The organism is Nonomuraea sp. CX421 (assembly GCF_059358955.1).
On the sequence record NZ_JCADBK010000015.1, the window covers coordinates 176,798 to 194,608 of the forward strand.

Annotated in this window: 15 protein-coding genes and 1 pseudogene; 6 read left to right on the forward strand and 10 right to left on the reverse strand. The window is 72.7% G+C overall.

The window, feature by feature from the left end:
* Positions 1-98 precede the first annotated feature (98 nt).
* Positions 99-1,448, forward strand: coding sequence for a hypothetical protein (locus tag AC5L3X_RS25705; RefSeq protein ID WP_494860212.1), 1,350 nt, complete (start codon positions 99-101; stop codon positions 1,446-1,448).
* Between the two features lie 64 nt (positions 1,449-1,512).
* Here the strand turns inward: AC5L3X_RS25705 and AC5L3X_RS25710 are convergent, their stop codons facing one another.
* Entirely contained in the window at positions 1,513-3,036 is a 1,524-nt protein-coding gene (locus AC5L3X_RS25710; RefSeq protein WP_494860213.1) for a class I adenylate-forming enzyme family protein, read from the reverse strand.
* Positions 3,037-3,173: 137 nt separating this feature from the next.
* Between AC5L3X_RS25710 and AC5L3X_RS25715 the strand changes: the two are divergent.
* Positions 3,174-3,779, forward strand: a pseudogene (locus AC5L3X_RS25715) (FadR/GntR family transcriptional regulator); the annotation flags it as partial.
* Between the two features lie 80 nt (positions 3,780-3,859).
* Here the strand turns inward: AC5L3X_RS25715 and AC5L3X_RS25720 are convergent.
* Positions 3,860-5,146, reverse strand: a complete 1,287-nt coding sequence (locus AC5L3X_RS25720; protein ID WP_494860215.1) for an ABC transporter ATP-binding protein — start codon at positions 5,144-5,146, stop codon at positions 3,860-3,862.
* A gap of 324 nt (positions 5,147-5,470) precedes the next feature.
* Between AC5L3X_RS25720 and AC5L3X_RS25725 the strand changes: the two genes are divergently transcribed.
* Positions 5,471-6,496: a LacI family DNA-binding transcriptional regulator gene (locus tag AC5L3X_RS25725; protein WP_494860217.1), complete on the forward strand. Its 1,026-nt coding sequence runs from the start codon at positions 5,471-5,473 to the stop codon at positions 6,494-6,496.
* Here the strand turns inward: AC5L3X_RS25725 and AC5L3X_RS25730 are convergent.
* The 5 genes from AC5L3X_RS25730 to zwf all read right to left on the reverse strand — a co-directional run bounded on the left by AC5L3X_RS25730 (position 6,486) and on the right by zwf (position 12,987).
* Positions 6,486-7,973, reverse strand: a complete 1,488-nt coding sequence (locus AC5L3X_RS25730; RefSeq protein WP_494860218.1) for a serine/threonine-protein kinase — start codon at positions 7,971-7,973, stop codon at positions 6,486-6,488. The two genes, AC5L3X_RS25725 and AC5L3X_RS25730, sit on opposite strands and share 11 nt — an antisense overlap.
* Before the next feature lie 163 nt (positions 7,974-8,136).
* Positions 8,137-8,748 carry a bifunctional 4-hydroxy-2-oxoglutarate aldolase/2-dehydro-3-deoxy-phosphogluconate aldolase gene (gene eda / locus AC5L3X_RS25735; RefSeq protein WP_494860219.1) on the reverse strand — a complete coding sequence of 204 codons (612 nt, stop codon included), beginning with the start codon at positions 8,746-8,748 and terminating at the stop codon, positions 8,137-8,139.
* Positions 8,745-9,728: a glucokinase gene (locus AC5L3X_RS25740; RefSeq protein WP_494860232.1), complete on the reverse strand. Its 984-nt coding sequence runs from the start codon at positions 9,726-9,728 to the stop codon at positions 8,745-8,747. Before AC5L3X_RS25740 ends, eda begins: the two co-directional genes overlap by 4 nt.
* Positions 9,725-11,572: a phosphogluconate dehydratase gene (gene edd / locus AC5L3X_RS25745; RefSeq protein WP_494860221.1), complete on the reverse strand. Its 1,848-nt coding sequence runs from the start codon at positions 11,570-11,572 to the stop codon at positions 9,725-9,727. The genes AC5L3X_RS25740 and edd overlap by 4 nt, the downstream gene beginning before the upstream one ends.
* Positions 11,569-12,987 (reverse strand): glucose-6-phosphate dehydrogenase, encoded by a 1,419-nt coding sequence (gene zwf, locus AC5L3X_RS25750; protein WP_494860233.1) that lies wholly within the window; start codon positions 12,985-12,987, stop codon positions 11,569-11,571. Before zwf ends, edd begins: the two co-directional genes overlap by 4 nt.
* 217 nt (positions 12,988-13,204) lie before the next feature.
* On the opposite strand from zwf, the gene AC5L3X_RS25755 reads away from it, so the two are divergent.
* Entirely contained in the window at positions 13,205-14,380 is a 1,176-nt protein-coding gene (locus AC5L3X_RS25755; protein WP_494860223.1) for an ROK family protein, read from the forward strand.
* A gap of 59 nt (positions 14,381-14,439) precedes the next feature.
* On the opposite strand, the gene AC5L3X_RS25760 is transcribed toward AC5L3X_RS25755, so the two are convergent.
* Complete coding sequence (locus AC5L3X_RS25760) at positions 14,440-14,985, reverse strand: hypothetical protein (protein WP_494860224.1); 546 nt, start codon at positions 14,983-14,985, stop codon at positions 14,440-14,442.
* 83 nt (positions 14,986-15,068) lie between these two features.
* The gene (locus AC5L3X_RS25765; RefSeq protein WP_189125433.1) at positions 15,069-15,770 is read right to left on the reverse strand and encodes a DUF2470 domain-containing protein; all 702 of its coding nucleotides are present in this window, start codon (positions 15,768-15,770) and stop codon (positions 15,069-15,071) included.
* 78 nt (positions 15,771-15,848) lie between these two features.
* Between AC5L3X_RS25765 and rpsD the strand changes: the two genes are divergently transcribed.
* Positions 15,849-16,463, forward strand: coding sequence for a 30S ribosomal protein S4 (rpsD, locus tag AC5L3X_RS25770; RefSeq protein WP_189125468.1), 615 nt, complete (start codon positions 15,849-15,851; stop codon positions 16,461-16,463).
* A gap of 4 nt (positions 16,464-16,467) precedes the next feature.
* Here rpsD and AC5L3X_RS25775 read toward each other — a convergent pair whose 3' ends face one another.
* A complete protein-coding gene (locus AC5L3X_RS25775) occupies positions 16,468-17,268 on the reverse strand; it encodes an ion transporter (RefSeq protein WP_494860226.1) in 801 nt (266 codons plus the stop codon).
* Between the two features lie 131 nt (positions 17,269-17,399).
* Here AC5L3X_RS25775 and AC5L3X_RS25780 point away from each other — a divergent pair, with 131 nt between their 5' ends.
* On the forward strand, positions 17,400-17,732 hold the full coding sequence (locus AC5L3X_RS25780; protein WP_225262972.1) for a DUF4190 domain-containing protein: 333 nt from the start codon (positions 17,400-17,402) through the stop codon (positions 17,730-17,732).
* Positions 17,733-17,811 lie beyond the last annotated feature (79 nt).

The window sequence follows — 17,811 nt, forward strand, 5'->3', positions numbered from 1 at the left end:
ATGTGCAGGAGCATTTCTATCGCATATATGCCCAGGTCTCGCCGGCTCCCCTCTGGGCATGGCTGTAGTCGGTGCGTGCGAGAGAGAGGTGCGCAGCCATGCCCGCGATGCTGGTGCTCATGGGGTCGGGCGAAACAGCCCCGACCATGGTCGAGGTCCACCGCGCCGTCGCCCGGCGGCTGCGGCCGGGGCCACGGGCCGTGCTGCTCGACACCCCCTACGCCTTCCAGGAGAACGCGGCCGACATCTCCGCCCGAGCCTGCCGATACTTCGCGCGCAGCGTCGGCCTGGATGTCCACGTCGCCGACGGCGTCGCGGGCGCCGACTGGGTGTTCTCCGGGCCGGGCAGCCCCACGTACGCCCTGGAGCGCTGGACGTCCACCTCCGTGGCGGGCGACCTGCGAGCCAGGATCCGGGCGCGCAGCGGGGTGACCGTGCTGGCCTCGGCGGCGGCCTGCACGGCCGGCCTGGCCACGGTGCCGGTGTACGAGATCTACAAGGTGGGCGCCGAGCCGCACTGGCGTGACGGGCTCGGCCTGCTGGAGGCGCTCGGCCTGCGGGCCGTGCTGATCCCCCACTTCGACAACACCGAAGGCGGCACCCACGACACCCGCTACTGCTATCTGGGCGAACGGCGGCTGGCCCGCATGGAGCGCGAGCTGCCGCCGGGCACCGCGGTCCTCGGCGTCGACGAGCACACCGCGGTCCTCATCGACCTGGAGAGCGAGCGTGTCGAGGTGGCCGGGCGGGGCGGCCTGACCGTCCGGCGGCCCGGGTCCACGGTGGTGCTCCCGGCGGGCACCCGCACCGCCCTGCCCGAGCTGCGCCGGCTGGCCGAGGGCGTCTCCGGTGTCTCCGGCGCCACCGCCGCGCCGCTGTCCCGGCCGACCGGCCCGGCGCGGGGCCCGGTCACCACGCTGGAGGAGACGGTGCGCTCCTGCGAGCGACGCTTCCGGATCGCGGCGGCCGAGCCCGACCCGGCGGCGGCGGCGCGGGCCGTGCTCGACCTGGAGGCGGAGCTGGTCAAGTGGGCCGCCGACACCGAGGAGGACTCCGGCGGGGTCGACCAGGCCCGTGACCTGATGCGGCTGCTGATCGCCAGGCTGGGCGAGCTGGGCGCCACCACCGATCTCCGCCGCCTGGTCGAGCCGCTGCTCGCGTGGCGCGACGGGCTACGCCGCCAGGGGCGCTACGAGGTGGCCGACGCGCTGCGCGACGCCATGATCCACGGGGGCGTCCTGGTGGAGGACACCCCCGACGGCGCCCGCTGGACCCCGGCGCACCCGGCCACGACCGAGCCTCGCCCCCAGGCGGCGACGGCTCCCGGCTCGTCGGCCGCGACCGAACCCCACCCCCCGGCTACGACGGCTCCCGGCTCGTCGGCCACGACCGAGCCCCGCCCCCCGGCCGGTCCCGTGCCTGGCCCACCTGCCGATCCCGCCTCCTGACGCCGGCCGCTCCGGTTCGACCGCCCCTGATGTCGATCCTCGAACGCTCGCCGTCGGGCGCGGGTCAGGTGCCGTTCCTGAGCTCGCGCTTCAGGATCTTGCCGGCCGCGTTGCGCGGCAGCGACGGCACGAACACGACCGTCCTCGGCAGCTTCGGCCCCGACAGGCGGGTACGGCAGTGCGCCTCCAGCTCGGCCCCGGACACCTCGGCGCCGGGCAGCCGGACGACGTACGCGGCCACCCGCTCGCCCCACTCCTCGTCCGGCAGGCCGACGACCGCGGCCTCCGCGACGCCGGGGAAGCCCTGCAGGACCTCCTCCACCTCGCGCGGCGCGATGTTCACCCCGCCTGAGATGATCATGTCCTTCTTCCGGTCGACGATGTAGACGTAGCCCTCGTCATCGCGCACCACGATGTCCCCGCTGCTCAGGAACCCGTCGTCGGTCACGCAGGCCGCCGTCGCGGCCGGGTCGCGCAGGTAGCCGCTCATCAGGTACGGCGAGCGGCTGAACAGCTCGCCCGGGACGCCCGGACCCACCGGACGGCCGTCGTCGTCCACCACCCGGATCTCCGTCATGAACCAGGGCTGCCCCACCGAGCCGACCTTCCGCCGCGCGTCGGCCGGGCGGCAGTCGGTCACGATGCCGGCCTCCGTCGACCCGTACAACTCGTGCACCCCGACTCCGGGGAGGGCGTCCAGCACCCACTCCTTGAGCGCCCGGGGCAGGGCGGCGGCGTTGAAGTAGATCGTGTCCAGGCTCGACAGGTCGTGCCGGCGCAGCGCGGCCTCGCCCAGCGCCCGGATGCCGTGGGCGTGCGTGGGCACCAGGAAGACCGACTGGGCGCGTTCGCGTTCGATCATGGCGAGCAGGTGCTCGGGGTCCCAGGCGCGCAGCATCGCGACGGTGCCGCCGGTGTGGACCGGCGCGTACCCGAAGGCGAAGCCCGCCCCGTGGTACATGGGCGCGACGGCGATCGTGCGGCGGCCGGTCGCGAGCCCCCACTCCAGCGCGGAGCCGTAGAAGGTGAGGGAGCGGGAGCGGTGGCTGATCACCACGCCCTTGGGGTGGCCGGTCGTGCCGGAGGTGTAGGCGACGCAGAACGGCTCCAGCTCGCCGACCGGCACGCGTGGGTCGGCGGACCGCGCGCCCTCGAGCGCGCTCTCGTACGGCCGCTCCGCCCCGGTCCCGCCGATCGTGAGGACGGTTTCCGGCGCCGCCCCGGCCGTCAGCCCGCCCAGCTCCTCGGCCTGGATCAGCGCCCGGCTCTGCGAATGCCCGAGGACGTACGCCGCCTCGACGGGGGCCGAGCGAGGGTTGACCGGGACCATGACCAGTCCCGCCTTGGCGATCCCGCACGCCACCTCCGGGTACTCCAGCCGGTTGCCGAGCAGCACGGCCACCCGCTCGCCGGGCCGCAGTCCGGCGTCCAGCAGCACGTTCGCCAGCCGGCTGGACCGCTCGTCCAGCGCCCGGTAGGTCAGCCGCCGATCCCCGTCGACCACGGCCGCCGCCTCCGGCGTAGCGACCGCGAACTCCCGGACCCCGCCCGCGATCGACAGCGCGGCACCACCGGGCAGCAGCGGCATCGGAGCCACCTCGTTTCGCAGGAAGGAACGCCATTTCCGTAGAGCATGTCTCCCGGCTCCGGCCTCCGTCAACGGAAAGTCTGACGTTTTCCCGTACGATTGCTCCCGTGAGCACGCGCCCGCCCGCCTACCAGTCGATGGCCGCCGAGTTGCGCGCCCAGATCCTGGCCGGGGTGCTCAAACCAGGCGACCGGCTGCCCGTGGAGCCCGAGCTCTCGGCCGCCCACGGCGTCAGCCGCAGCACCGCCAGAGAGGCGCTGCGCCTGCTGGCCAGCCAGGACCTCATCGCCACCGTGCGCGGCGTGGCGGGCGGCAGCTTCGTCGTCACGCCCCGGCCCGAGCAGGTCAGCGAATACCTGCACGCCAGCCTCAACCTGCTGACCGTCGACACCCAGATCACCGTCGACCACCTGCTGGAGACCCGTGAGCTGCTGGAGGTGCACGCCACGGGGCAGGCGGCGAGGCACCGCACCGACGATGACCTGACCGGGCTGCGCGCGACGCTCTTCGACCCCTGGCAGCTGCGGCCGGAAGAGATGTACGAGCCGAACAAGGCCTTCCACACCCTGCTGCTGCGCGCCTCGGGCAACCCGCTGCTCGAAGTCGTCGCGCGGCCGGTCTTCCAGGTGCTCGACGAGCGGTTCCTGCGCCGGCGCGCGCCGGGACGGTTCTGGCACGAGATCGACCACGACCACCGTGAGATCGTCGCCCGCGTGGCGGCCCGCGACGAGGCCGGCGCGCGCGAGGCCGCCCGCCCACCTCGACCGGCTGCGCACCACCTACCTGGCCATCGACCGGACCCGCTCGCACGCGGCGGGCGCGGTCAGCGACGCGGAGGGTCGACCCGCGCGCCGTCCGGAGTAAAGATCATCAGGCGGCTGATGTCCACGGCCACCTTGGCCGCGTCGCCCGCGCGCCAGGCCGGCCGGCCGCCGAGGCGGACGACCAGATCGGAGCGGCGGTGGAAGCCGCCGGTGGGGTTCTGGCCGACGCGCTCCTGTTCCTGCGGCTCCTCCTGCCGACCGCCGCCGAACATCCGGCGCACCACCCCGCCGAACCCGCCCGGCCCGTCGCCGCGCTCCCCGGCCCGGCCGCGCGGATCGGGCGGCTCCGGCACCGCGGCGGCGGGCACGCCGCACTCGACGTAGGCGAGCCACTCGTGACCGTGATATTCGAGCGCCCGTACCCGCCCGAAGAAGGACGGCCCGTCGTACGACTCGGGGACGGGCGACAGGCCGTCCGGGCGCAGGCCCACCAGGATCTGCCCGCCGGTGTGCTGGGCGACGGCGTACGCCCTCGGATCGCTCCAGGGCATGATCAGCCGATGCGTCCCGAAGTCGAGCAGCACGAACTCGTTCTGCGGCGTGCGTACGGTCGCCGCCAGCAGGTTGAGCTGCTGGGAGTTGAGGAAGGAGGCCACGAACGCCGTCGCCGGATCGTTGTAGATCTGGGCCGGCGTGCCGACGTCCTGCAGGACGCCGCGGTTGAGGATGGCGATCCGGTCGGCCAGGGTGAGCGCCTCGACCTGGTCGTGCGTGACGTACACGGTGGTGACGCCGAGCGACCTGACCAGGGCGGAGATCTCCATGCGCAGCTCGGTGCGCATGCCCGCGTCGAGGTTGGACAGCGGCTCGTCCATGAGGAACAGCTTCGGCTGGCGGACGATCGCGCGGCCCATCGCGACCCGCTGCCGCTGGCCGCCGGAGAGCGTGCCGGGGCGGCGGTCCAGGGTCTCGTCGATGTGCAGCGCCTTGGACAGCTCGGTGACGCGCTCGTGGGTCATCCCCGGATCCGACTTGGCGATCTCCAGGGGGAAGGAGAGGTTGCCGCGCACCGTCCGGTGCGGGTAGAGGGCACCGCTCTGGAAGACCATGGCGACGTCGCGCTCGCGCGAAGGCAGGTGATTGGCCAGCTGGCCGTCGAGCCACAGTTCGCCCTCGGTGATCTCCTCAAGGCCCGCGATCATGCGTAACAGAGTGGACTTGCCGCAGCCCGACGGCCCCAGGAGCACGAGGAACTCACCGTCACCCGCTTTCAGGCTCAGCCGATCGACCGCCAGGTGGCCGCCCGGGTAAATCTTGGTCACGTTGTCAAGTACGACCGAGCTCATGGGCCCACACCTTGCGCGCGTGTCACCTGTGACGAGACAGATTGGAAAGGTAGTACATCGCGCCTTAACGCTGTGTGTCCACCCTTGACATGAAAGATCCCTATGGTTGGAGATTTCGGCTGTCAGGTTCGGTCAACCGTAACGCCAAATAGCGGGGCATATGGGACACTGGAACGAGTTGCGTAAAGTTGCAGCAATGAATTTCATCGGTCAGGGCCGTCCGGGAGTTGAGATCATGACGAGTGACGTGACACTGGCGCGCCGCGTCGCGGATGTGCCGGACGCGCCCGCTGCGCGAGCCTGGCGGAAAGTAAAGTGTCCCGCATGAACGGTCACGCGCGCCTCGCCGACATCGCCGCCCAAGCCGGGGTGAGCGAGGCCACGGTCAGCCGGGTGCTCAACGGCAAACCCGGAGTCTCGGCCGGCACCCGCCAGGCCGTGATGACCGCGCTCGACCTCATGGGCTACGAACGCCCGCCGCGCCTGCGGCAGCGCAGCAACGGCCTGATCGGCCTCGTCACCCCCGAGCTCGACAATCCCATCTTCCCCGCGTTCGCCCAGGCCATCGAGAAGGCACTGACCCAGCACGGCTACACGCCCGTGCTCTGCACCCAGCTGCCCGGTGGCGCGCCCGAGGACGAGTTCACCGAGTTGCTCGTCGACCGCGGGGTGAGCGGCATCGTGTTCGTGTCGGGCCTGCACGCCGACACCACCGCCCGGATGGATCGTTACACCCGGCTCACCGACCGCGGCCTGCCCATCGTGCTGGTCGACGGCTACAGCGAGCACATCGACGCCCCGTTCATCTCGCCCGACGACCGGCTCGCCGCCCGCCTGGCCGTCCAGCACCTCGCGGACCTCGGCCACGAGCGCATCGGGCTGGCCCTCGGCCCGCGCAGGTTCGTGCCGGTGATCCGCAAGATCGAGGGCTACAAGCAGGCCATGGCGCGGCTGCTCGGCGCCACCGACGTCGACGACCTGATCGCCAGCTCGCTCTTCTCCGTCGAGGGCGGCCAGGCCGCGGCCACCCAGCTGCTGGCCGCCGGCTGCACCGGCATCGTCTGCGCCAGCGACCTGATGGCGCTGGGCGCGATCCGCGCCTGCCGGCAGAAAGGCCTGGCCGTGCCCGGCGACGTGTCGGTGGTCGGCTTCGACGACTCGCCGCTGATCGCGTTCACCGACCCGCCGCTGACGACCGTGCGCAAGCCGATCGGCGCGATGGCCACCGCGGCCGTGCAGACGCTGCTCGAAGAGGTCAACGGCGCCCCGGCCAAGCACGTCGAGCTGATCTTCCAGCCCGAGCTGGTGGTGCGCGGCTCCACCGGCTCAGGCCCGCTGGTCAACCGCTGACCCACGGCGTCTGACCCACGACGTCCCGCACCGGAGCGGCCGCGTCGACCCCGTCGGGAAGTCGCGACACCCACACGATGAGGGCCATCAGCAGCACCAGCAGCACGATGGCCACCACCACGGCCGTCAGGCAGCCCACGAACACGCTCCTGCGCGGCTTCGCCACCGGGAACATCCCGGGCGGCGGAAGCGGGCCCTGCCCGGTCTGCTGACCGGGCGGTCCCTGCATGGGCGACGGGCCCTGCGCTGCCGGGGGCGCCGGCCGGGCACGCCCTGACGGCGCCCGAGCGGCCGAGCCGCCCGGAGGCCCGGCGGGACGCCCTGACGGCGCCTGCACGGGCGGGCGGGCCGGTGGCGCCTGCCCGCCCGGGTGGGCCGTCGGCGCCGGCCCGGCGGGATGGCCTGTCGGCGCCTGCACGGGCGGGGCGGCGGGGAGGTGGGGCGCGGGAGGGGGCGCCGAAGGCGCCGGTCCGCCGGGGTGAACGGGACGTGGCCCGGCCGGGTTGGGCGGAGGCTGGACCGAGGAGGGGTGAGGTGGCGGCGCCTGCCCGGCGTGATGCGGCGCGGGCCGGGGGAACGGCGGCAGGTCGGAGGGGTTCCACGAGCTGGAGAGGTGCCGTGTGGCGGCGAGCTGGGCGGCGGGCTCGTCGGCCGCGCCGACCAGCTCCAGCAGCAGTTGCTTGGCGGCGGGCCTGCGGACGGGATCGGGATGGATGGCAGCGGCGACCAGCCGGTCGAGCGGCGCGGGAAGACCTCGCAGATCGGGCGGGGCGGTGCGGGCGCGCGCCGCCATGACGTAGGCGTCGCCCTCGCCGAACGGGTGGCCGCCCAGCCCGGCGTAGGCGATGAGCGAGCCCCAGGCGAAGACGTCGCCGGCGGGGCTCGTGCGCCCCTCGAACACCTGCTCCGGAGCGATCCAACCAGGGGTGCCCATCACCATGCCGGCGTTGGTGTGGCGGGAGTCGACATGGGACGAGCGGGCCAGCCCGAAGTCGATCACCCGCGGCCCGGCCAGGGTCAGCATGACGTTGGCCGGCTTGAGGTCGCGGTGGACCAGGCCGGCCGCGTGGATCGCGGTCAGCGCCGCCGCCACGCCCACGGCCGCCGAGTGCAGCACGGACGGCGTCAGGGCGCCGTGCTCGATCAGGTGGTCTTCGAGCGAGATGCCGTCGATGTACTCGGTGACGAGGTAGAGGACGCCTTCGTGCTCGCCGTGGTCGAGCACGCGGGCGGTGCAGAAGGAGGCCACCTTGCGGGCGTTGGAGACCTCCTCGTGGAAGCGCGCCCGGTAGACGGGGTCGGCGGTGAAGTCGCGCCGGATGGCCTTGAGCGCCACCCGTGAGCCGTCGGCGGCCCCGGCGAGATAGACGGTGCCCATGCCGCCCGAACCGAGGCGGCTGAGCAGCTTGTAGGGGCCGATCGCCGGTGGATCCTCGGGCGTCAGCGCGGTGCCCTCGGAGCGACCCTGCTGCCCCAACGTCGCTGTCCTCTCGCCGTCGCCGTCCCGTCGCCGCAACCGGCCGATCCTCCGCCCGGCATGCCGTTCGACACCCCAGACTCTAACGGAGGAAAAGACCACCCGGTGGCTCTCCGGCGGCGCGGCAACGCCGCCGCCGGAGGGGGAGCGGAGCGGGCCGCCGTCAGCCGAGTCCTGCCGCGTCGGAGGCCAGCTTCTCCACGCGGCCCCAGTCGCCGGCCGCGAGCGCGTCGGCCGGGGTCAGCCAGCTGCCGCCGACGCAGCCGACGTTGGGCAGCGCCAGATAGTCGGGGACGCTGGACGCCCTGATGCCGCCCGTCGGGCAGAACCGAACGTCCGGCAGCGGCCCGGCCAGCGACTTCAGATAGGCGACGCCGCCCGCGGCCTCGGCGGGGAAGAACTTGAGCTCCTTGAGCCCCCGTTCGGCCAGTGCCATCGCCTCGGACGCCGTGGCGGCGCCGGGCAGGAACGGCACCCCGCTTGACTCCAGCGCCTCGACCAGCGACAGGGTCGTGCCAGGAGAGACCAGGAACTTCGCCCCGGCCTCCAGCGATCCGGCGATGTCGTCGGAGGTCCGGATCGTCCCGGCGCCGATCACGGCCTCGGGCACCTCGGCGGCGATGCGGCCGATCGCCTCCAGCGCGCAGTCCGTACGCAACGTCACCTCGATCACCGGGAGGCCGCCCGCGACGAGCGCCCGCGCCACCGGCACGGCGGTCCGAACGTCGTCGATCACCACGACGGGGATCACGGGTGCGAGGTCGAGCAGGCTCATCGAAGGTTCTCCTCTGGTGCGAAGAAGGGCGCGCCGACGCCGGAGCGCTGGGCCAGCCAGGCGGCGGCGCCGGTCAGCGCCGGCTGCGGCGCGACGATCAGGGTGGTCGCGATGGTGGACAGGTAGTCGGACATGTCCGGGTTGCTGTCGAACCTGGCGCGGAAGCCACAGGCACGCACCTGTTCCACGATACGGGGCAGCACCCCGCCGCCCAGGTAGACCCCGCCACGGGCGCCGAGCGTGAGCGCGACGTTCGCCGCGAAGCTGCCCAGCATCCCGCAGAACACCTCGACCGTCTCCGCGCACAGCGGGTCGTCGAGGCGCGCCACGATCTCCGACGCGGTCAGCGGGGCCGCGGGCACGTCGTTGACCAGGGCCAGCGCGCGGTGCAGCCGCGCCAGTCCGGGACCGGACAGGACGTGCTCGGCCACCACCGGTCCGCGGGTTCCCAGCACCCGGACGAGCTCCAGCTCCCGCTGGTCCAGGACCGGCACCGTGACGTGCCCGCCCTCGCCCGGGACCGGGATCCAGCCGCCGTCCGACGGCACCAGCCCGGCCACGCCCAGCCCGGTGCCGGGCCCGAGCACGGCCTTGACCCCGGAGCCGGGCGGCGGGCCGCCCAGTGGCTCCAGATCGTCGCCGCGGAGGTGCGGCAGCGACAGGGCGAGCGCCTCGAAGTCGTTGAGCAGCGCCACGTACGGGATGCCGAGGTCGCGCGCCGATCCGGCCCACGGCGAGTTCGTCAGCTCGTAGCGGTCGCCGTCGACCGGCCCGGCGAGGGCCAGGCAGGCCGCCCCCGGCCGCACTCCGCCCGCGTGGTCGGCGAGATAGGCGGCCACGGCTTCGGGGAGGGTCGCGTACTCGGCGCCGGGCAGCACCGCGACGTGGGCCGGCCGGGCGCCCGGCGCGGTGACCAGCCCGAACCTGGCGTTGGTGCCACCGATGTCGGCCACCAGCCACGGCGGCTCCAGGGCGCTCACCACGACTCGGCGCCGTTGACGCCGAAGATCCCGGCGCCCTGCTCGGCGTGACCGGCCATCCGGCGGAAGGCCGCGAACAGCTCGCGGCCGGTGCCGACCCACTGCGCGTCGCTCGGCGGCCCGCCCTCGGGCGCGCGCCTGGCCAGCTCCTCGGCCGGGACCAGCGCCTCCAGCGTCCCGGCCGCCGAGTCGAGCCTGATCATGTCGCCGTCGCGGAGCAGGGCGATCGGGCCGCCGTCGCACGCCTCGGGCGACAGGTGGATGGCCGCGGGCACCTTCCCGGACGCGCCGGACATCCGGCCGTCGGTGACGATCGCCACGCGCTGTCCCCGGTCCAGCAGCACGGCCAGCGGCGGGGTGAGCTTGTGCAGCTCGGGCATGCCGTTGGCGCTCGGCCCCTGGTAGCGGATGACGGCCACGAAGTCGCGTCCGTCCAGCTCGCCCGCCTCGAAGGCGCGCAGCAGGTCGAGCTGGTCGTCGAAGATCGCGGCGGGCGCCTCGATCACCAGGTGCTCGGGCCTGACCGCCGACACCTTGCTGACCGCGCGGCCCAGGTTGCCGTCGACCATGTGGATGCCGCCGTCGGCCGCGAACGGGGCCGACACCGGCCGCAGCACGTCCAGGTCGGCGCTGCCTCCGGTGACCTCGCTCCACACCAGCTCGCCGCCGTCCAGGGCGGGAGCCGACCGGTAGTGGCCGAGACCCGGCCCGGCCACGGTCAGCACGTCGGCGTGCAGCAGGCCCTCGTCGAGCAGGTCGCCGATGAGCACCTGCATGCCGCCCGCGTCGCGGAAGTGGTTCACGTCCGCCTGGCCGTTGGGGTAGATCCTGGTCAGCGACGGCACCACCTTCGACAGGCAGGCCAGGTCGTCCCAGGTGAGCACGATGCCCGCGGCGGCGGCCATGGCCACCAGGTGCAGGGTGTGGTTGGTGGAGCCGCCGGTGGCCAGCAGCGCGACGCAGGCGTTCACGATCGCCCGCTCGTCGACCAGCTCGCCGACGGGGGTGTACTCGGCGCCGTGCGCGGTGATCTCCACCGCCCGCCGGCCGGCCGCCCCGGTCAGAGCGTGCCGCAGCTCGGTGTGCGGGTTGACGAACGTCGAGCCCGGCAGGTGCAGCCCCATGACCTCCATCAGCGCCTGGTTGGAGTTGGCGGTGCCGTAGAAGGTGCAGGTGCCGGGGGAGTGGTAGGACTTCGCCTCGGCGTCCAGCAGCTCGTCCCTGCCGACCTTGCCCTCGGCGAAGAGCTGGCGGGTGCGGGCCTTGACCTTGTTCGGCAGCCCCGACGTCATCGGCCCGGCCGGGACGAAGATCGCGGGCAGGTGCCCGAAGTGCAGCGCCCCGATCAGCAGCCCCGGGACGATCTTGTCGCAGACGCCGAGCAGCAGCGTCGCGTCGAACATGTCGTGCGACAGCGCGATCGCCGTCGCCATGGCGATCACGTCGCGGCTGTAGAGCGACAGCTCCATGCCGGGCCGCCCCTGCGTGACGCCGTCGCACATGGCGGGCACGCCGCCCGCCACCTGCGCGACGCCCCCGGCCGCGCGCACGGCCGCCTTCAGCTCCGCCGGATACGTCTCGTACGGCTGATGGGCCGAGAGCATGTCGTTGTAGCTGGTGACGATCGCCACGCCCGGCTTGGCCGTGCCCCGCAGGGCGGGCTTGTCCTCGGCGGACGCGGCCGCGAAGCCGTGCGCCAGGTTGGCGCAGCCGAGGTGCGCGCGCGCCGGTCCGCGCCCCCGGGCCGCCTCGCCGTCGCGCCGGATCCGCTCCAGATAGACGGTACGGCTGGCCCGGCTGCGCTCGGCGATCCTGTCCGTGATCTCCTGGATGACCGAATTCACGCTTCCTCCTCGTGCCAGGCGCGACCGCTGCGGCCGAGCAGTTCGTGGGCGCCCGCGGGGCCGGTCGACCCGGCGGGGTAGGGCTCGGGCAGGTCGGCGGACGACTCCCAGGCGGCCAGGATCGGGTCGATCCAGCGCCACGCCGCCTCCACCTCGTCGCGGCGCATGAAGAGGGTCGGGTTGGCCGCGAGCACGTCCGTGAGCAGCCGCTCGTACGCCTCGGGGACCCGCGCGGTGAACGTCTCGCCGAAGCTGAGGCTGAGCGGCACCGGCTTGAGCGCCACCTCGCCGGCGCCGGGCTCCTTGGCCATGATGTGCAGTTCGATGCCCTCCTCCGGCTGCAGCCGCAGCACCAGCCGGTTGGGCGTGCCGCCGGGGAAGATGGAGTGCGGCACGTCCTTGAACTGCACCACGATCTCCGACGTCCGGCGCGGCAGCCGCTTGCCGGTGCGCAGGTAGAAGGGCACCCCGGCCCAGCGCCAGTTCCTGATCTCGGCGCGGATCGCGGCGAACGTCTCCACCCGCCTGGACGCCTCGGTCGGCGGGGTGGAGCCGGGCTCGTGCAGGTAGCCGGGCATCCCGGCGGCCTCGGTGTACTGGCCGCGCACGGTGAACCGGTCGGCCTCGGTGCCCGTGATGGGCAGCAGCGACTGCAGCACCTTCACCTTCTCGTCGCGGATCGCCTCCCGGTCGTTGCGGGCGGGGGGCTCCATCGCGGTCATGCAGAGCAGTTGCAGCAGGTGGTTCTGGACCATGTCACGCAGCGCGCCCGCGTGGTCGTAGTAGCCGCGTCGGCCGGGCGTGCCGACGGTCTCGGCGACGGTGATCTGCACGTGGTCGATCCAGAGGGAGTTCCAGATCGGCTCCAGGAAGGCGTTGGCGAAGCGGAGCACGAGCAGGTTCTGCACGGTCTCCTTGCCCAGGTAGTGGTCGATGCGGAAGATCTGCCGCTCGTCGAAGATGGCGCCGACCTCGTCGTTGATCCGGCGCGCGCTGACCAGGTCGTGGCCGAGCGGCTTCTCCAGCACCACCCGCGAGCGCGGCGTCACCAGCCCGGCCGCGGCCAGCTCGCGGCAGAACGGGCCGAACGTCCGCGGCGGGCTCGCCAGGTAGAACACCCGGTCACGCTCCTCCTGCCCGGCCAGCAACGCGGCCAGCACGCTCCACCCGGGCAGGTCCGTATCGTCCCCGCCGGCCCGGCGGCCCACGTCGACCGACACATGGTGCAGGCGGCCCAGGAAGCGCCGCCAGCCGCCGGGGTCGTCGGCCGGCATCTGGCGGCGTACGTCGGCGTCCACCTTGCCGCGGAAGTCGTCGTCGGTCAGGCCGCCCCTGGACATCGCGATGATGCGGGTCTCGGGGGAGAGCCGGCCGTCGCGGTCGCAGTGGTACAGCGCCGGCAGCAGCTTGCGCATGGACAGGTCGCCGGTGCCGCCGAAGACCACCAGGTCGGCGGCGTAGGCGGTGGCGGACGTCGAGAGGGGGGACACGGGGAGATACTCCGATGATCTATCAACCAGGGACAGAACGGACATTAGTGGGAGTTTAGGTCGGGCACAAGCAGAGTTTTGCTATCTGAGATAAGAAAGTCGGCACTTTTCATTACCTAACTCGGTGTGGTTCACTTGGCCGATGTCTCGACGTACCGCCGCGAGCCTCGCCACCAGTGGTGAGGTGCTCCGCCTCATCCGCACAGGTGAGGCCGTGACGCGCGCGGACCTCGGCCGGGTCACCGGCCTGTCCCGGCCCGCGGTGCAGCTGCGCGTCGCCGAGCTGCTCGAACGCGGGCTCGTGGTGGAGCGCGCCGACGCCCCCTCCACCGGCGGGCGGCCCCCGGTCCGGCTGGAGTTCGACGCCGCCGGAGGGCTGGTGCTGGTGGCCGCGCTGGGCGCGAGCCGCACCCGGGTCGCGGTCTGCGACCTGTCCGGGCGCGAGCTGGCCGGACGCGACTTCGCCATCGACGTGGAGCAGGGCCCCGACGTGGTGCTGCCGCTGCTCATGGACACCTGGGACGACCTGCTCGGCGACCGGCCCCGCTCCATGGTCAAGGGCGTGGGCATGGGCGTCCCGGCCACGGTCGAGTTCGCCGAGGGTCGCGCCGAGAGTGCCCGGGTGATGGCCTCGTGGACCGGCGTGGTGATCCCGCCCGTCGTCCGCGAACGGTTCCCGGTGCCCGTGCTGGTCGACAACGACGTCAACGTGCTGGCCATCGGCGAGCATCGCGGCGTCTACCCCGAGCTCGGCGACCTGATGTTCGTCAAGGTGTCCACCCGCATCGGCGCCGGCGTCGTCGCGGGCGGCGAGATCCTGCGCGGCGCGATGGGCGCGGCCGGCGAGATTGGGCACATCCCGGTGCGCGACGGCGGCGGCGTGCTGTGCCGCTGCGGCAACGTCGACTGCGTCGACTCCGTGGCCAGCGGCACCGCGTTGCTGCGCGACCTGCGCGCCGCGGGCAAGGACGTCAAGAGCGTCGGCGACGTGACCGCCCTGGTGCGCGCGGGCGACGCCGAGACGATGGCCATGGTGCGCGAGGCCGGGCGCCGCATCGGCGAGGTGCTGGCCGGAGCGGTCAATATCCTCAACCCGTCGGTTCTGGTGCTCGGCGGCGACGTGGCCGAGGCGTTCGGGCCGCTGGTGTCGAGCATCCGCGAGGTCGTCTACCGGCGTTCCACCGCGCTGGCGACCCGCCGGCTGCGCATCGAGCCGAGCAGGCTGGGCGCGGGAGCGGGCATCACCGGGTGCGCGGTGATGGTGCTGGACCACGTGCTGTCGCCCGACGCCGTCGACGACAGCCTGGCCAGGCGCTGAGCCGCGAGCCCGCGCCCGTCAGCCGCTGAGGCGCTGAGCGGCCAGCACCCAAGCGGCCGTCAGTCGAGCGGCGACACGGCCTCGCCGTAACCCGGTGGTGTGCTGACCGGGGCCGGGCTCAGCGCGGGAGCACCGCTGCCGGTCGGCGGGTGGGTCCGGGTGGGCACGGCCGAATAGGGCATGGCGGGCGTCACGAAGGAGCGACCGGCCTGCGCCGTGGGGCTCGTCGCCGGAGTCCCCGTGAGGTCGGACGTCGGGCGGGTCGTCGGGCGGGTCGTCGGGTCGGCCGTCGGCTTCGGCGTGCGCGACGGGCGGGTGGCCGCCGGGCTGCCGCCGGCCCTGAGCGACGGCCGCGAGCTGTGGGACGGGCGCGTGACGGGCGGCCGGGTGGTGACTCCCGTGGCCCGCACCCTGATCTTCCCGGTGGACAGGGTCGTCGCGGGCTTGGCCGGCCGGTCACCGGCCTGGGCGGGGAGGCTGACCGGGGACAGCGAGGTGCCCGCCGGCCGGCCGAGGCCCAGGATCGCGGCGGCGGCCAGCATGAGGCCGCCGGCCAGCACGCCGGCGACCATCAGAACACGCCCGCGCCGCTCCGAGTCGCTCACAGCCGCCGATGATAGTGAGCCCGCGCGACCACTCGGGCGGCTCTGGGCGAATCGTGATCAAGGCGATCATCCTCCGGCCGCCCTCAGCACGCGCACAGCAGGCCCCGCAGGGCGGTCTCCAGGCAGAGGCCGGTGCGGACCGGGGACGGCCACGGGAAGCGGATCAGGGAGTCGTCCGTGCGCACCGTGGCGCCGTAGCGGTCGAGCTCCCACAGCCACACCTCGCCGGCCTCCTCGCCCAGGTGCCGGGTCACCCCGCCGGCCAGCTGCGGCCGGTGCGCGTCGTTGATGTGGGCCAGCACGCGCTCGGCCGTCTCGGCCAGCGGATCGGGTGCCGCGTCGAGGTAGTCGTCGGCGTCGAGCACGCCCGACTCCTGCCCGGTCAGGTAGATCACCTGGCCCACGTCCAACCGCAGCAACCGAGGGGCGTCCGGCTCGCCGTACCTCTCCAGGGCGTCGAACAGCGCCTCGTCGGGGCAGCGCGCCGACACCGACACCGCCGCGGCGCGCGCCTGCTCGAAGGGCACGGCCTGAGCCCAGCCCTGCACCTCGATCATCGCCCGCGGATGCTCGATCTCACCGAGGCGGCGCATCGTGGTCAGGTTGACCGCGACGACGGCGTCGTCGCACAGCCCGTGCAGCGGCTCGCCCGGCCGCACCAGCAGGACCGGGCGGCCACGTTCGTCGACCCCGCCCTGGGCGGGGGCGGGCGTGCCGTCGACGGACAGCCGGGCGACGCGGGCGGTCGTGGCGAGCGTGCGGATCCGCTCGGGGATCGGCAGCATGGGCGCCTCCTTGAGGGAGCAGAAAGCGATAGGTTAGGCTTACCTAAGTAAGGTTTACCTAATCACATGGAGGCGAACGTGCGCTACACCGGTCCCAAGGTGAGGCTGTCGCGCCGCGCGGGTGTGCCGCTGACCAGGAAAGCCGTCCGCTACTTCGAGCAGCGGCCCTACCCGCCGGGCGAGCACGGCCGCAAGACCAACCGACGCGCCATGGGCGACTACGGCACGCGCCTGCTGGAGAAGCAGAAGCTGCGCTGGTACTACGACGTGTCGGAGCGGCAGTTGCGGCGCTACTGGGACCTCGCCGTGCGCAGGCCCGGCGCCTCGGGCGCCGAGCTGGTCTCCCTGCTGGAGACGAGGCTCGCCTCCCTGGTGCTGCGGGCCGGCCTGGCGCCGTCGATCTACGCGGCCCGCCAGTACGTGACGCACGGCCACATCGCCGTCGACGGCCGCAAGGTGGACATCCCGAGCTATCTGGTGAAGCCCGGCCAGGTCGTCTCGGTGCGTGAGAGGTCGCGCCGGATGCAGCCGTTCGTGGCCGCCGCCGAGGGCGTGCACGCCGACGAGCGGATCGCGCCCTACCTGTCCGTCGACCACGCCGACCTGCGGTTCACGCTGACGAGCAAGCCCGAGCGCGACCAGATCGCCGTCCCCGTGGACGAGCAGCTCGTCGTCGAGCACTACTCCCGTTGACGCCCTACTCCAGGGCTTTCTCCCGGCGCAGCTCGTTGATCTCCGCGCGGAGCGCGGCCAGCTCGGCCAGGATCAGCCGGGTCGAGGCGGCCGAGGTGTCCTCCAGCTCGGCCAGCTCGGCCCGCTCCATGGCCGACTCCTCCTCCATGGCGCTCACGACGACCGCCATGAACAGGTTGAGCACCACGAACGTGCAGATCAGGATGAAGATGGTGAAGAAGATCCAGGCCGACGGGTGCTCCTGCATCACGTCTCTGGCGATGTTGCCCCAGTCGTCGCCGGTCATCGTCTGGTAGAGGGTGAACAGCGAGGTCGGCAGGCTGCCGAAGCGCTCCGGCACGGCCTCGCCGTACATCTTGGTGGCCATCACGGCGGCCACGTACAACACCAGGGAGAGCAGCACCACGATCGAGCTCATGCCGGGCATCGCGCGCAGCAGCGCCGAGACCACGCGGCGCAGGCTGGGCACGACCGACAGCAGGCGCAGCACCCGCAGGATGCGCAGCGACCTCAGCACCGAGAGCCCGCCCGTGGTCGACAACAGCGCGATGCCGACGATCACGGTGTCGAAGATGTTCCACGGATCACGTGGGAAGCGGGCCCGTTCGACGTAGATCTTGGCCAGCAGCTCGGTGACGAAGATGTAGAGCGCCACGTGGTCGATCACCCAGAGCACGTCGCCGTACCGAGCGGCGACCGAGGGAACCGTCTCCAGACCGAGGGTGGCCGCGTTGACCAGGATGACACCGACGATGAACTGCTGGAAACGCCGATGGTTGATGAAGGCGCGGATGCGCTCACGCACAGGGGTGGGCTCCTCAGGACGGCTGCGGTTGCCCCACCATGATGGCGTAGATGATCACACCGTCATCAAGTATCCCGCAACCACCTGTCAAGAGATGCCCTGTGGTATAAAAACCGCCTAAACGCCGATGGATGAGGGGCCGACCGCAGATGTCCTATCCCAACTATGGCCCCTCCTACTACGGCCCGCCGCCCCAGACGCATCCCAACGGCACCACGATCCTGGTGCTGGGCATCCTGAGCCTGGTCGTCTGCGCGTTCATCGGGCCCTTCGCCTGGTCGATGGGTACCAAGGCGCTGCGCGAGATCGACGGCAGCGGTTACGTGTACGAGAACCGCGGCATGGTGCAGGCGGGACGCATCTGCGGCATCGTCAGCACCTGCCTGTTCCTAGCCGTGATCGCCTTCTATGTGCTCATGTTCGTGGTCTTCGGCGGCGCCGCCATGCTGGGCGGCCTGGACTAGCGGCAATGCCGGGTAGTTAAGGTGCTTGGGCGGTTGTCGAGTCAGGTTTGTTGAGGATCTCGGTGTGGACGACTGTCCG